The sequence below is a fragment of the Streptomyces sp. SID486 genome (genome assembly GCF_009865385.1).
In the GTDB taxonomy this organism is placed as follows: Bacteria; Actinomycetota; Actinomycetes; order Streptomycetales; family Streptomycetaceae; genus Streptomyces.
The window spans coordinates 1-14,201 of record NZ_WWJT01000583.1; the positions used below are offsets into that span (position 1 = coordinate 1).

The following is a 14,201-nucleotide window of genomic DNA, read 5'->3' on the forward strand; positions in this document are numbered from 1 at the left end:
CCTGACAAGCTGCCCCCCGGCTGGCCGCCTGACAAGCTGCCCCCCGGCTGGCCGCCTGACGAGGTGCCCCCCCCTGCCTCGCCGCCTGACGAGGTCCCCACCACCTCACCGCCTCACGAGCTGTCCCCTCGGGCCGCCGCCTGGAAAGCCGGCTCCCCCGGCTGCCGCCTCAGGAGCCGCTCCCCCCGGGTCCTTGAGGCCCTCAGCGGTCGAAGTCCAGCTCCACGGTCTCCGTCAGCGGATGCGACTGGCAGGCCAGGACGTATCCGGCCTCCGTCTCCTCCGTCTCCAGGGCGAAGTTGCGGTCCATGCGCACCTCGCCCTCGACCAGGAAGGCCCGGCACGTGCCGCAGACCCCGCCCTTGCAGGCGTAGGGCGCGTCGGGGCGGTTGCGCAGGACCGTCTCCAGCAGTGACTCGCCGTCCCGCACCGGCCAGGTGCCGCCGCGGCCGTCGAGCCGGGCGGTGACCGTGCTGTGCGTGACCGCCACGGTCGCCGCCGCCGGTGCCGGTCCCGCGTCCACGTGGAAGATCTCCTCGTGGATCCGGTCCCGCGCCACACCCAGGTCGCGCAGCGCCCGCTCCGCCCCCTGCACCAGCCCGTACGGCCCGCACAGGAACCAGCCGGCCACCTGCTCCACCGGCAGCAGCGCGGGCAGCAGCCCGGCGAGCCGTTCCCGGTCGAGCCGGCCCGACGGCAGGCCCGCCTGCTGCTCCTCGCGGGAGAGGACGGTCACCAGCTGAAGCCGCTCGGGATAGCGGTCCTTCAGATCGGCCACCTCCTCCAGGAACATCGTGGACGCGGCCGTACGGTCACTGCGTATCAGGCAGAACCGTGCCGCCGGCTCGCGCGCCAGCAGTGTGGCGACGATGGACAGCACCGGGGTGATGCCGCTGCCGCCCACCACCGCCGCGTACAGACCGGGCGCCGGGTCGAGCGTGAAGCGGCCCGCCGGGGTCATCACCTCCAGCTCGTCCCCGACGTCGACCTCCTTCAGCGCGTACACCGAGAAGGCCCCGCCCTCGACCAGCCGCACCCCCACCCGCAGCACGGCCGGCCCGTCACCGCCCGGGTCGGGCGCGGGCGAGCAGATCGAGTAGGTGCGCCGGATCTCCGTGCCGTCGGTCCGGCGGCGCAGCGCGAGGTGCTGGCCGGGGGCGTGCCGGTACTCCTCGCGCAGCTCCGGGGGGACGGAGAAGGTGAGGGCGACGGAATCCTCCGTGAGCCGGTCGACCGCGGCCACCGGGAGCGGGTGGAAGCGCGCCATCACAACTCCTTGAAGTGGTCGAACGGCTCACGGCAGGCCAGGCAGCGGCGCAGCGCCTTGCACGCGGTGGAGGAGAACCGGCTCAGCAGCTCGGTCTCGGCCGAGCCGCAGTGCGGGCAGTGGACCGGTTCGGCCCCGGGCGCGGTGTCCCGGGTGCGGAGCGGGCCCAGGGTCAGCGGGACGGGGCCGTCGTCGTGCCGCACCCGCGGGGGCGCGATGCCGAACTCCCGGAGCTTGTCCCGGCCTTCGGGGGTGATGTCGTCGGTCGACCAGGCGGGAGCGAGCACCGTGCGGACGGTGACCTCCCGCATGCCGTGGGCCCGCAGCACCCGCTCGATGTCGAGGCTCATCGCCTCGATGGCCGGGCACCCGGTGTAGGTGGGGGTCAGGTCGACCTCCACCGCGTCGGTGCCGTGCACGTGCACCGCGCGGAGCACGCCCAGCTCGCGCAGGGTGAGCACGGGCAGCTCGGGGTCGGGCACCGATCCGGCGAGCTCCAGCAGCTCCGCCTCCAGGGCGGTGGCGGTCACCATGCCGCCCCCGGGTGGCTGCGGTGCAGGTGCTGCATCTCGGCGAGCATCCGGCCGAACGACTCGGTGTGCAGTCCCTGCCGGCCGGCCCCCGCCGACCAGGCACCGGTGCGCGGGCCCTCCGGGACGGGCAGGCCGGCCCGGCCGAACACGTCCGTCACGGACGCGAGCCAGCGCTCCTGAAGCCGCGCCCAGTCGGCGTCCAGGCCCTCGACCGGCTGGAACATCTCCCCGGTGAACCGCCACAGCGCGTCCGAGGCCCGCCGCATCCGCTCGTGGCTGGTCTCCGTGCCGTCACCGAGCCGCAGCGTCCACAGCTCCGCGTGGTCGCGGTGGTAGGCGACCTCCTTCACCGCCTTCGCGGCGAGCGGCGCGAACGGGCCGTCGGCGGTGGCGAGTTCGGCGTAGAGCAGCTGCTGGTACGTGGAGAAGTAGAGCTGGCGGGCGATGGTGTGCGCGAAGTCGCCGTTCGGCTGCTCGACCAGCTGGAGGTTGCGGAAGGCGCGTTCCTCGCGGAGGTACGCCAGTTCGTCCTCGTCGCCGGCGAGCGACAGCAGTACCCGGGCCTGGCCGAGCAGGTCCAGGGCGATGTTGGCGAGGGCGACCTCCTCCTCCAGGACGGGGGCGTGCCCGGCCCACTCCCCGAGGCGGTGGGAGAGCACCAGGGCGTCGTCGCCGAGGGCGAGCGCGGCGGTCACCGGGACGGTGGCGGGTCCGGTGGCGGTCACAGGTGCTTCACCCCTTCCGGGATCTCGTAGAAGGTGGGGTGCCGGTAGGGCTTGTCGGCGGCCGGCTCGAAGAAGGGATCCTTCTCGTCCGGTGAGGAGGCGGTGATCGCGGCGGCCGGCACCACCCAGATGGAGACGCCCTCGCCACGGCGGGTGTACAGGTCGCGGGCGTTGCGCAGGGCCAGTTCCGCGTCGGGCGCGTGCAGGCTGCCGGCGTGGGTGTGGGATAGGCCGCGCCGCGAGCGCACGAAGACCTCCCACAGGGGCCAGTCGGTGGTGCTCATGCTCGCGTCGCTCCCGTCCCACCGGTGTCGCCGGTGTGTCTGGCCGCGTAGGCCGCGGCGGCTTCCCGGACCCAGGCGCCCTCCTCGTGGGCGCGCCTGCGCTGGTTGATCCGCTGGTCGTTGCAGGGGCCGTTGCCCTTGAGGACCTCCCGGAACTCCGTCCAGTCGATCGGGCCGAAGTCGTGGTGCCCCCGTTCCTCGTTCCACCTCAGCTCCGGGTCGGGCAGGGTGAGGCCCAGGGACTCGGCCTGCGGGACGCAGATGTCCACGAAGCGCTGGCGCAGTTCGTCGTTGGAGTGGCGCTTGATCTTCCACTCCATCGACTGCGCGGAGTGCTGGGACTCGTCGTCGGGCGGGCCGAACATCATCAGCGACGGCCACCACCAGCGGTCCACCGCGTCCTGGGCCATGGCGTGCTGCTCGGGTGTGCCCTTGCTGAGGGCCAGCAGCAGCTCGTAGCCCTGGCGCTGGTGGAAGGACTCCTCCTTGCAGATCCGCACCATCGCCCGGGCGTACGGGCCGTAGGAGCAGCGGCACAGGGGGACCTGGTTGGTGATCGCGGCGCCGTCCACCAGCCAGCCGATCGCGCCGACGTCGGCCCAGGTCAGCGTCGGGTAGTTGAAGATCGAGGAGTACTTCTGGCGGCCGGAGTGCAGCTTGTCGAGCAGTTCGTCGCGCCCGGTGCCGAGGGTCTCGGCCGCGCTGTACAGGTACAGGCCGTGGCCGGCCTCGTCCTGGACCTTGGCCATCAGGATCGCCTTGCGGCGCAGGGAAGGCGCCCGGGTGATCCAGTTGGCCTCCGGCTGCATGCCGATGATCTCGGAGTGCGCGTGCTGGGCGATCTGCCGGACGAGGGTCGCGCGGTAGGCGTCGGGCATCCAGTCCCGCGGTTCGATGCGTTCGTCCGCGGCCACGGCCGTGTCGAAGGCGTGCTGGTAGGCCGCCGTGCCGGCGGTATCCGGCGCGCCGGCCGCCGGTGTGCCGGCCGTGCGCTGCGCGGCTGCTGTGGCCATGCGGTCCCCCTGACCTAGGGCTCTGCGGTGAGCACTGTCCGTTCCCTGCGACCCGACCGATCGTTCGGTCCGTGCGCATCCATGGTGTGCCGGGCCGCCGCGGAGTGTCAACCGCTGTGGAAAACTCGCCGGAACGGCCCGGGGACGACGGGCGGAGCAGGCCGGAGGCGCGCGCGGAGCAGGCCGGAGACGCGGGCGGAGAGGGGCCCGGGCCGTGTGACGTGGTGAGGACCACCGCCCTCGGCCCGGACCCGGGGCTGCGCTCGGTACCCCGGGCTGAGTACCGTTCCGTCCCGGGCGCCGGGACGAGGCGCTCGGGAAGCCCGCGGCGCCCGTGACGGGCGCCGCGCGACGGGCCGACCCGCTCGGCGCAGCCGCCGAGCCGGACGGCCGAACCGCACGACCGAGCTGAACGACGAGCTGACCGTATGAACCGAGACGGGGGACCGGACGGAATGGACGCGTACGACGAGGACTCGCGTGGCCCACAGGCCGCCGACGGGTCGGCCGGGGCGCGTCTCCCGGAAGAACCCCCGGAGCCGCAGCCGCCGGCCCCGCCCCGCACCGGCATCGCCGCGCTCTCCCCGCGCTACCAGGTCGCCGCCGCTCTGGCCCTCGCCGTGGTCGCCGTCGCAGCCGGTGTGCACCTGCTGATGGTCTTCCTCAGCCTGGCGCCCGCGAACACGGTCACGAAGCAGCACGGCGAGGCGGTGCAGGACTGGGTGTATCCGGAGTTCGAGCAGAACTGGAAGCTGTTCGCCCCGAACCCCCTCCAGCAGAACATCGCCGTCCAGGTCCGCGCCGAGGTGCGGATGCGCGACGGCGGCCTGCGCACCACCGGCTGGACCGACCTGTCCGCCCAGGACGGCGCGGCCATCGACGGCAACGTGGTGCCCAGCCACACCCAGCAGAACGAGCTGCGCCGGGCCTGGGACTTCTTCGCCTCCACGCACGGTGCCGACAACCGCCCCGCGGGCCTGCGCGGCTCGCTGTCCGAGCAGTACCTGCGCCGCATCGTGGTGATGCGCCTGTACCGGGACGACCCGACGAGCCGAGGAGGCGTGATCCAGCGCGTGCAGGTCCGTTCCAGCACCACCAACGTGCAGCCGCCCGCGTGGAGCCGTGAGCGGATCTCCGACAAGCCGGCCTACCGCGAGCTGCCCTGGTGGCCGCTCACCTCCGACGAGGCCGCCGGAGGTGTGCGGTGAACAGCCCCTCCCTGACCCTGTCCCGCGGCATCGCGCGGGTCACCGAGGCCGCCCACGGGCCCTACCAGAGCGCCGTCATACGGATCGGCTTCGCCGGCACCTGGCTGCTGTTCCTGCTGCGCGAGTTCCCCCACCGCCAGGAGCTGTACGGACCCTCCGCGCCCTGGGGCTGGAACCTCGCCGAGCAGCTGACCTCCGACAACCACGCCTTCACGGCACTGCTGTGGTCCGACGGGCAGCTCTGGTTCGAGTGCTGCTACGCCCTGGCCGTCCTCACCACGGCGGCCCTGGTGCTCGGCTGGCGCACCCGGACCGCCTCCGTGCTGTTCATGGTCGGTGTGCTGTCGCTGCAGAACCGCAGCGTCTTCGTCGGCGACGGCGGCGACAACGTCCTGCACCTGATGGCCATCTACCTGATGTTCACCCGCTGCGGACAGGTGTGGTCCCTCGACGCCCGCCGCGCGGCCCGCGAGGCCGCGGCACGCGCACGTGGCGAACACGTGCCCGCCGACCGGGTGGGGCCGGCCCTGTGGGCGGTGTCCGGCCTGGGGCTCGGGGCTGCGACGCTGACGGGGCGGTTCGACGGCGACTGGCTGATCCCGGCGCTGCTGTGGACGTCCTGGGTGGTGCTCGCCCTGTGGTGGGCCGTCCAGCGCCGGGCGGCCTGGCACGAGCCCCGGGCCCTGCTGGACGTCCTCGCCGACATCGTGCACAACGGCGCGCTGGTCGTGATCATGGCCGAGGCGTGCCTGATCTACGCCACGGCCGGCTGGTACAAGATCCAGGGCTCGCGCTGGCAGGACGGCACCGCCGTGTACTACCCGCTGCACCTGGACTACTTCTCGCCCTGGCCCGGTCTCGCCGACCTGATGTCCTCCAGCGGCACGATCATGATGATCGCGGCCTACGGGACGGTCATGGTGCAGGTCGCCTTTCCGTTCGCCCTGCTCAACCGGCGGGCCAAGAACGTCCTGCTGGTGCTGATGATGACCGAGCACGCGGTGATCGCTGTCGTCCTCGGCCTGCCGTTCTTCTCGCTGGCGATGATCGCCGCCGACTCGGTCTTCCTGCCGACGCCGTTCCTGCGCCGGCTCGGTGATCTGGCGGCCCGCGCGCGCGGCCGGCTCGCCCGGCGCGCCGGGGGCAGGGTCCCGGCACCGCGCTCCCCGGAGGAGAGCACGGCCGACCACGTAGGGTTCACCGCATGACCGACCCGCTGAGCCGCTGGCGCGCGCACGCGGAGGGCGCCGTCCTGCTCGACGGCTTCCACGCCCTGAAGCACGCACTGCGCTTCGGCGCCGAGGTGCCGGCCGCGGTCACCACCGACCGGGCGGCGGCGCTGGCCCTCGCCGAGGAGCTGGCCGGGGACGTACGCGCCACGCTGGACGCCCTGCTGGCGGAGGTCTCCGAGCGGGAGTACGCCTCCCTCGTGCCACGCCCCCACCCGACCGGTGTGGCCGCCCTCGCGGTACGGCCGTCCCGCGCGGCCCAGCTGCGCGCACTGGCCCGTACGCCCCGCACCGCTCCCGTCGTGGTCCTGGACAACCCCCGCAACCTGGGCAACGCCGGCGCCGTGATCCGGCTGGCGGCCGGCTTCGGGGCGACCGGGGTGGTCACCACGGGCACGCTCGACCCCTGGCATCCCACGGTGGTGCGCGGCGGCGCGGGTCTGCACTTCGCGACCGCCGTGGAACGCCTCGACGTCGCCGAGCTGCCCGCCGGGCCGCTGTTCGCCCTCGACCCGGAGGGCGAGGACATCCGCGGCACCCGGCTGCCCGACGACGCCGTGCTGGCCTTCGGCTCGGAGCGCACCGGCCTGTCGGCGCAGCTGCGCGCCCGCGCCGACCACCTGCTGGCGCTGCCGATGCGCCCCCAGGTCTCCAGCTACAACCTCGCCACCAGCGTGGCGATGACGCTCTACCACTGGAGCGCGACCGGGGGCGCACCCGCCGCCTAGGCTTCCCGGCGCACCTCCACCATCCGGAAGCGGTTGGCCACGAAGGCGCTGTCGGTGAGGGCCGCGTTCGCCGCCGGGTTGCCGCCCGAGCCGTGGAAGTCGGAGAAGGCCGCCGTCTGGTTGACGTAGACCCCGCCGGTGAGGTTCAGGGAGAGCTGGGCGGCCTCCTCCAGACAGACCTCCTCGACGGCCTGTTCCGTGCCGGCGTCCGTGGTGTACGCGCCGACCGTCATCGCGCCCTTCTCCCGGACCGTGCGGCGCAGCAGCTCCACCGCGTCCGTGACCGAGTCGACGGCGACCGCGAAGGAGACCGGGCCGAAGCACTCGCTCATGTAGGCGGCCTCGTCGTCCGGCTTGGCGCCGTCCAGCTTGACGATGACGGGGGTGCGGACGACCGCGTCCGGGAACTCCGGATTGGTGATCTCGCGGGAGGCCAGGGCGACCTCGCCGAGCCCGGCCGCGGCCTCCAGGCGGGCCTTGACGTCCGGGTTGACGATCGCGCCGAGCAGGGCGTTCGCGCGCGCGTCGTCGCCGAGCAGGCCGTCGACCGCGCGGGCGAGGTCGGCGGTGACCTCGTCGAAGGTCTTGGGGCCCTGGTCGGTGGCGATGCCCTCACGGGGGACGAGCAGGTTCTGCGGGGTCGTGCACATCTGGCCGCTGTACAGCGACAGCGAGAACGCCAGGTTGGACAGCATGCCCTTGTAGTCGTCCGTGGAGTGCACGAGCACCGTGTTGACGCCGGCCTTCTCCGTGTAGACCTGCGCCTGGCGGGCGTTGGCCTCCAGCCAGTCACCGAAGGAGGTCGAACCGGTGTAGTCGATGATCCGGATCTCGGGGCGGGTGGCGAGGGTCTTGGCGACGCCCTCGCCGGGGCGCTCGGCGGCCAGGGCCACCAGGTTCGGGTCGAAGCCGGCCGCGGTCAGCACGTCCCGGGCGACCTGGACGGTGAGCGCGAGCGGCAGCACCGCGCGCGGGTGCGGCTTGACCAGGACCGCGTTGCCGGTGGCCAGGGAGGCGAACAGGCCCGGGTAGCCGTTCCAGGTCGGGAAGGTGTTGCAGCCGATGACCAGGGCGGTGCCGCGCGGGACGGACGTGAACCGCTTGGTGAGGGCCAGCGGGTCGCGCTTGCCCTGCGGCTTGGTCCACTCGGCCGTCGCGGGCGTGCGGACCTGCTCCGCGAACGCGTAGGCGACGGCCTCCAGACCGCGGTCCTGGGCGTGCGGGCCGCCGGCCTGGAACGCCATCATGAACGCCTGGCCACTGGTGTGCATGACCGCGTGGGCGAACTCGTGCGTCCGGTCGCTGATCCGCTTGAGGATCTCCAGGCAGACCACCGCGCGGACCTCCGGGCCGGCGTCCCGCCAGGCCCGCTGTCCGGCCCGCATGGCCGGAAGCAGCACGTCGACGTCCGCGTGCGGGTACGTCACGCCCAGCTCGACGCCGTACGGCGAGACCTCGCCGCCCACCCAGTCGTCCGTGCCCGGCTGGCCGAGGTCGAGCCGGGTGCCCAGCAGGGCGTCGAAGGCGGCCTTGCCCGCCGCCGCGTCCAGGCTGCCGTTCTCGCCGTAGGCCTTCGGGTGCTCGGGGTGCGGTGACCAGTACGCGCGCGTGCGGATCGCTTCCAGTGCCTGGTCCAGGGTGGGCCGATGCTTCTCGATCAGCTCGTGGGCGGTCAGTTCGGCGGCCATGCGGGACCAACTCCTCGTCTGGAGAGCTCTTCGTCGAGTCCGTGACCTGGGCAGGGGCTGCCAGTCAGAGATAGAGTAACCGAACGATCGGTCGGGACAAGGGGGTCCGGCGCATCTGTGGAAAACGCCGTGCGGGAGGATCGCGCACATGACAGCACTCGACCTCAGCAGCCCCGTGGCCGTCGTCGGCACCGGCACCATGGGTCAGGGAATCGCCCAGGTCGCGCTGGTCGCCGGCCATCCCGTGCGGCTGTACGACGCCGTTCCCGGGCGGGCCCGGGACGCGGCCGAAGCGATCGGCGGCCGCCTCGACCGGCTCGTGGACAAGGGCCGCATCGCCGCTGCCGACCGGGACGCGGCCCGTGCCCGGCTCAGGCCCGCGGACGGCCTCGCGGAGCTGGCCGACTGCGCCCTGGTCGTGGAGGCCGTCCTGGAACGGCTGGACGTCAAGCAGCGGCTCCTCGGTGAACTGGAGGAGATCGTCGCCGAGGACTGCCTGCTCGCCACGAACACCTCCTCGCTGTCGGTGACGGCCATCGGCGGCCCGCTGCGCCACCCGGGCCGCTTCGTCGGCCTGCACTTCTTCAACCCGGCACCACTGCTGCCGCTGGTCGAGGTCGTCTCCGGGTTCGCCACCGACGTCACGTCGGCCACGCGCGCGTACGAGACCGCCCGCGCCTGGGGCAAGACGCCGGTGGCCTGCGCGGACACCCCCGGCTTCATCGTCAACCGCATCGCCCGCCCGTTCTACGCGGAGGCGTTCGCCGTCCACGAGGCGCAGGCCGCCGACCCCGCGACCGTCGACGCGGTCCTGCGCGAGTGCGGCGGCTTCAGGATGGGCGCCTTCGAACTGACCGACCTCATCGGCCAGGACGTCAACGAGTCCGTCACCCACTCCGTGTGGCAGTCCTTCTTCCAGGACGTCCGCTTCACCCCCTCCCTGGCCCAGCGCCGGCTGGTGGAGTCCGGCCGGCTCGGCCGCAAGAGCGGACACGGCTGGTACGACTACGCCGACGGCGCCGACCGGCCCGAGCCGCACACCGCCGACAAGGAGCAGCCGCCCGCCTACGTCGTCGCCGAGGGCGGCCTGGGCCCGGCGGCGGAGCTGCTCGCCCTGATCCGCGAGGCGGGCATCCCGGTGCGCGAGGAGGACGAGGACAACGGCACCCGGCTGGTGCTGCCCGGCGGCGGCCAGCTGGTCCTCGCCGACGGCCAGACGTCCGCGGAGTTCCGGGACGTCGTCCACTTCGACCTCGCGCTGGACTACCGCAAGGCCACCCGGATCGCCCTGTCCGCCTCCCAGGACACCGCCCCGCACGCCCTCGCCGAGGCCACCGGGCTGTTCCAGGCGCTCGGCAAGGAGGTCAGCGTCATCGGTGACGTCCCCGGCATGATCGTGGCCCGTACGGTCGCCCGGATCATCGACCTCGCCCACGACGCCGTCGCCAAGGGCGTGGCCACCGAGGAGGACATCGACACCGCCATGCGCCTGGGTGTCAACTACCCCCTCGGTCCCTTCGAATGGGACCGCGCACTCGGTAGCGAGTTCGCCTTCGACGTCCTGGACGAGATGCACGAGCGCGACCCCTCCGGACGCTACGCGCCCTCCCTCGCCCTCTACCGCCACGCGTACGCCACCGACAAGCGGGAGGGCTCCGCATGACCACGGCCAGACGGGACACCTACACGCCCGAGACGCTGCTCTCCGTCGCCGTGCGGGTCTTCAACGAGCGGGGCTACGACGGCACCTCCATGGAGCACCTGTCCAAGGCGGCCGGCATCTCCAAGTCGTCGATCTACCACCACGTCAGCGGCAAGGAGGAACTGCTGCGCCGGGCCGTCAGCCGGTCCCTGGACGGCCTGTTCGCCACCCTGGACGAGGAGCGCGCGTGCGCGGGGCGGCCCGTCGACCGGCTGGAGCACGTCGTGCGCCGCATGGTCGAGGTGCTCATAGCCGAACTGCCCTATGTGACGCTGCTGCTGCGGGTGCGCGGCAACACCGAGACCGAGCGGTGGGCGCTGGAGCGCCGCCGCGACTTCGACCACCGCGTCGCCGAGCTGCTGAAGGCGGCGGCCGCCGAGGGGGACGTCCGCGGCGACGTGGAGGTCCGCCTGGCCACCCGGCTGGTCTTCGGGATGGTCAACTCCATCGTGGAGTGGTACCGGCCGGACGCGCGGGGCGCCAGCGGCCAGGAAGTGGCCGACGCCGTAGTAAGGCTGGTCTTCTCGGGTCTGCGCCGGGAGTGACCTCAGCTGTCCGGCTCCAGGTCCTCCTCCTCGAACACCAGCAGCGTGCGGGTGCTGAGCACCTCGGGGATCGCCTGGAGCCGCGTCAGCACCAGCTCGCGCAGCGCCCTGTTGTCGGGCGTGTGCACCAGCAGCAGCACATCGAAGTCGCCGCCCACCAGGGCGATGTGCGAGGCGCCGGGCAGCAGCCTGAGCTGCTCGCGGACCGTGCGCCAGCTGTTCTGCACGATCTTCAGCGTGATGTACGCGGACGTGCCGTGTCCCGCCCGCTCGTGGTCCACGCGCGCGCTGAAGCCCCGGATCACCCCGTCCTCGACGAGCCGGTTGATACGCGCGTAGGCGTTGGCGCGCGAGACGTGGACCCGTTCGGCGACGGACCGTATCGAGGCGCGGCCGTCCGCCTGCAGGATCCGCAGGATGTCCTGGTCGATGGCGTCCAGCGGCCGCGGCGGCGTGAGCGGGGGGCGGTCCTGCTGCCCTTCGGCCATTTGTTCAGGCTCCATGTCCCCCCGCTCCCTCGCCGTGGACGTCCTGCGTTCATTCCAGGCTGTGGAGAACCGTTTGTCCACAGCCTGGAGGCGCCTGTAGCCAAAATGTGCCGGCGACCGAACAATCGGTAGGTGAGACGGGTCACAGCCGACGCGTCTCCCGTAGCCGCTCCCACGAGGAGGTGCCGTCATGACGGTTCTGGAGCAGCGGGGCGCGTACCGGCCATCGCCGCCGCCCGCCTGGCAGCCCCGTATGGACCCCGCGCCGCTGCTGCCCGACGCCGAGCCCTACCGCGTCCTCGGCACCGAGGCGGCCGCGAAGGCCGACCCGGACCTGCTGCGCCGGCTCTACGCCGAGCTGGTGCGCGGGCGCCGGTACAACACGCAGGCCACGGCCCTGACCAAGCAGGGCAGGCTCGCCGTCTACCCCTCCAGCACCGGACAGGAGGGCTGCGAGGTCGCCGCCGCGCTGGCGCTCCAGGAGCGGGACTGGCTCTTCCCCAGCTACCGCGACACGCTCGCCGTCGTCGCCCGGGGGGTGGACCCGGTCGAGGCACTCACTCTGCTGCGCGGCGACTGGCACCACGGCTACGACCCCCACGCCCACCGGGTGGCCCCCCTCAGCACCCCGCTGGCCACCCAGCTGCCGCACGCCGTCGGCCTCGCCCACGCCGCCCGCCTCAAGGGCGACGACGTGGTCGCGCTCGCCATGGTCGGCGACGGCGGCACCAGCGAGGGCGACTTCCACGAGGCCCTGAACTTCGCCGCCGTCTGGCAGGCACCGGTCGTCTTCCTGGTGCAGAACAACGGCTTCGCCATCTCCGTCCCGCTCGCCAAGCAGACCGCCGCGCCCTCCCTGGCGCACAAGGCCGTCGGGTACGGCATGCCGGGCCGGCTGGTCGACGGCAACGACGCGGTGGCCGTGCACGAGGTCCTCGCCGACGCCGTACGGCACGCCCGCGCGGGCGGCGGACCCACCCTGGTCGAGGCGGTGACCTACCGCATCGACGCCCACACCAACGCGGACGACGCCACCCGGTACCGGGGCGACGCCGAGGTCGATGCCTGGCGCGCCCACGATCCGATCGAGCTGCTGGAGCGCGAACTGACCACGCGCGGACTGCTGGACGAGGCCGGTGTGGAGGCCGCACGGCAGGACGCCGAGACGATGGCCGCCTCCCTGCGGGAAGCCATGAACAAGGACCCCGAACTCGACCCGATGGACCTCTTCGACCACGTCTACGCCGAGACGACCGCCCAGCTGCGCGAGCAGCGCGCCCTGCTGCGGGCCGAACTCGAAGCCGAGCAGGAGCAGCACGGCGGCGAGCCCGGCACGCGGGAAGGCGACGCCCGATGACGACCGTGGCCGTCAAGCCCGCCACCATGGCGCAGGCCCTCAACCGGGCGATGCGCGACGCGCTGGCCGCCGACCCGTCCGTGCACGTCATGGGCGAGGACGTCGGCACCCTCGGCGGTGTCTTCCGGGTCACCGACGGGCTCGCCGAGGAGTTCGGCGAGGACCGCTGCACCGACACCCCGCTCGCGGAGGCCGGCATCCTCGGCACCGCCGTCGGGATGGCCATGTACGGCCTGCGGCCCGTGGTGGAGATGCAGTTCGACGCCTTCGCCTACCCGGCGTTCGAGCAGCTGATCAGCCATGTCTCCCGGATGCGCAACCGCACCCGCGGCAGGATGCCCCTGCCGATCACCGTGCGCGTCCCCTACGGCGGCGGCATCGGCGGCGTCGAGCACCACAGCGACTCCTCCGAGGCCTACTACATGGCGACCCCGGGGCTCCATGTCGTCACCCCGGCCACCGTCGCCGACGCCTACGGACTGCTGCGCCGGGCCATCGCCTCCGACGACCCGGTCGTCTTCCTGGAGCCCAAGCGGCTGTACTGGTCGAAGGACACCTGGAACGCCGAGGAGCCGCCCGAGGTCGAGCCCATCGGCCGTGCCGTGGTGCGCCGCTCCGGCCGCGGCGCCACGCTCGTCACCTACGGTCCCTCGCTGCCGGTCTGCCTGGAGGCGGCCGAGGCCGCGCAGGCGGAGGGCTGGGACCTGGAGGTCGTCGACCTGCGCTCCCTGGTGCCGTTCGACGACGAGACGGTCTGCGCGTCCGTCCGGCGCACCGGCCGCGCGGTCGTCGTGCACGAGTCCACCGGGTTCGGCGGACCGGGCGGTGAGATCGCCGCCCGGATCACCGAGCGCTGCTTCCACCACCTGGAGGCGCCGGTGCTGCGGGTCGCCGGATTCGACATCCCGTACCCGCCGCCCATGCTGGAGCGGCACCACCTGCCCGGCGTCGACCGCATCCTGGACGCCGTGGCCCGGTTGCAGTGGGAGGCCGAGGGCTGATGGCTCAGGTGCTGGAGTTCAAGCTGCCGGACCTCGGCGAGGGACTCACCGAGGCGGAGATCGTCCGCTGGCTCGTCGAGGTCGGTGACGTGGTCACCGTCGACCAGCCGGTGGTCGAGGTCGAGACGGCCAAGGCGATGGTCGAGGTGCCCTGCCCCTACGGTGGCGTGGTCACCGCGCGCTTCGGCGACGAGGGCACCGAACTGCCCGTCGGAGCCCCGCTCCTGACGGTCGCCGTGGGCGGAGCGGCCGCCGAGCCGGAGGGCTCCGGCAACGTACTCGTCGGCTACGGCACCCAGGCCCCGGCCGCACGCCGGCGCCGGGTGCGGGCGGTCACGACCGCGGCCGACGGGCAGGCCCGGCAGACCGGGACCGCTCCGGTGGCCACGGCCACCGTCGACGGGCGGTCCCCGAAGGCCGCCACCGGCGCGAT

15 protein-coding genes are annotated in these 14,201 nt (G+C 73.1%); 8 read left to right on the forward strand and 7 right to left on the reverse strand.

The features are described 5' to 3' along the window. Window positions 1-202 precede the first annotated feature (202 nt). The 5 genes from GT045_RS27260 to paaA are packed head-to-tail and all read right to left on the reverse strand — an operon-like array spanning window position 203 to window position 3,822. Complete coding sequence (locus GT045_RS27260) at window positions 203-1,267, reverse strand: 2Fe-2S iron-sulfur cluster-binding protein (RefSeq protein WP_161335785.1); 1,065 nt, start codon at window positions 1,265-1,267, stop codon at window positions 203-205. Beyond that, window positions 1,267-1,800 carry a 1,2-phenylacetyl-CoA epoxidase subunit PaaD gene (paaD, locus tag GT045_RS27265; protein ID WP_161335786.1) on the reverse strand — a complete coding sequence of 178 codons (534 nt, stop codon included), beginning with the start codon at window positions 1,798-1,800 and terminating at the stop codon, window positions 1,267-1,269. The genes GT045_RS27260 and paaD overlap by 1 nt, the downstream gene beginning before the upstream one ends. Continuing rightward, window positions 1,794-2,495: a 1,2-phenylacetyl-CoA epoxidase subunit PaaC gene (gene paaC / locus GT045_RS27270; RefSeq protein ID WP_161335793.1), complete on the reverse strand. Its 702-nt coding sequence runs from the start codon at window positions 2,493-2,495 to the stop codon at window positions 1,794-1,796. Before paaC ends, paaD begins: the two co-directional genes overlap by 7 nt. Window positions 2,496-2,521: 26 nt before the next feature. After that, on the reverse strand, window positions 2,522-2,809 hold the full coding sequence (paaB, locus tag GT045_RS27275; RefSeq protein ID WP_014673816.1) for a 1,2-phenylacetyl-CoA epoxidase subunit PaaB: 288 nt from the start codon (window positions 2,807-2,809) through the stop codon (window positions 2,522-2,524). Continuing rightward, on the reverse strand, window positions 2,806-3,822 hold the full coding sequence (gene paaA / locus GT045_RS27280) for a 1,2-phenylacetyl-CoA epoxidase subunit PaaA (protein WP_161298550.1): 1,017 nt from the start codon (window positions 3,820-3,822) through the stop codon (window positions 2,806-2,808). The genes paaB and paaA overlap by 4 nt, the downstream gene beginning before the upstream one ends. 455 nt (window positions 3,823-4,277) lie before the next feature. Here paaA and GT045_RS27285 point away from each other — a divergent pair, with 455 nt between their 5' ends. Genes GT045_RS27285 through GT045_RS27295 form a run of 3 tightly spaced genes read left to right on the forward strand, consistent with a single transcriptional unit; the run spans window position 4,278 to window position 6,987 of the window. After that, window positions 4,278-5,030, forward strand: a complete 753-nt coding sequence (locus tag GT045_RS27285; protein WP_161298557.1) for a DUF5819 family protein — start codon at window positions 4,278-4,280, stop codon at window positions 5,028-5,030. Next, window positions 5,027-6,238 carry an HTTM domain-containing protein gene (locus tag GT045_RS27290; RefSeq protein WP_161335787.1) on the forward strand — a complete coding sequence of 404 codons (1,212 nt, stop codon included), beginning with the start codon at window positions 5,027-5,029 and terminating at the stop codon, window positions 6,236-6,238. Before GT045_RS27285 ends, GT045_RS27290 begins: the two co-directional genes overlap by 4 nt. Further along, entirely contained in the window at window positions 6,235-6,987 is a 753-nt protein-coding gene (locus tag GT045_RS27295; protein WP_161298548.1) for a TrmH family RNA methyltransferase, read from the forward strand. Before GT045_RS27290 ends, GT045_RS27295 begins: the two co-directional genes overlap by 4 nt. Here the strand turns inward: GT045_RS27295 and paaN are convergent. Further along, window positions 6,984-8,675, reverse strand: coding sequence for a phenylacetic acid degradation protein PaaN (paaN, locus tag GT045_RS27300; protein WP_161335788.1), 1,692 nt, complete (start codon window positions 8,673-8,675; stop codon window positions 6,984-6,986). The genes GT045_RS27295 and paaN overlap by 4 nt on opposite strands. A gap of 148 nt (window positions 8,676-8,823) precedes the next feature. On the opposite strand from paaN, the gene GT045_RS27305 reads away from it, so the two are divergent. Continuing rightward, window positions 8,824-10,338, forward strand: coding sequence for a 3-hydroxyacyl-CoA dehydrogenase (locus tag GT045_RS27305; protein WP_161335789.1), 1,515 nt, complete (start codon window positions 8,824-8,826; stop codon window positions 10,336-10,338). After that, entirely contained in the window at window positions 10,335-10,922 is a 588-nt protein-coding gene (locus GT045_RS27310; protein WP_161335790.1) for a TetR/AcrR family transcriptional regulator, read from the forward strand. Before GT045_RS27305 ends, GT045_RS27310 begins: the two co-directional genes overlap by 4 nt. 2 nt (window positions 10,923-10,924) lie before the next feature. On the opposite strand, the gene GT045_RS27315 is transcribed toward GT045_RS27310, so the two are convergent. Then, window positions 10,925-11,410, reverse strand: a complete 486-nt coding sequence (locus tag GT045_RS27315) for an Lrp/AsnC family transcriptional regulator (RefSeq protein ID WP_161298556.1) — start codon at window positions 11,408-11,410, stop codon at window positions 10,925-10,927. 190 nt (window positions 11,411-11,600) lie between these two features. On the opposite strand from GT045_RS27315, the gene pdhA reads away from it, so the two are divergent. The 3 genes from pdhA to GT045_RS27330 all read left to right on the forward strand — a co-directional run. Beyond that, window positions 11,601-12,767 (forward strand): pyruvate dehydrogenase (acetyl-transferring) E1 component subunit alpha, encoded by a 1,167-nt coding sequence (gene pdhA, locus GT045_RS27320; protein WP_161335791.1) that lies wholly within the window; start codon window positions 11,601-11,603, stop codon window positions 12,765-12,767. Continuing rightward, window positions 12,764-13,768, forward strand: a complete 1,005-nt coding sequence (locus GT045_RS27325; protein ID WP_161335792.1) for an alpha-ketoacid dehydrogenase subunit beta — start codon at window positions 12,764-12,766, stop codon at window positions 13,766-13,768. The genes pdhA and GT045_RS27325 overlap by 4 nt, the downstream gene beginning before the upstream one ends. Beyond that, on the forward strand, window positions 13,768-14,201 hold a 434-nt coding region (locus tag GT045_RS27330), incomplete at its 3' end, for a biotin/lipoyl-containing protein (RefSeq protein WP_345942773.1). The genes GT045_RS27325 and GT045_RS27330, both read left to right, overlap by 1 nt.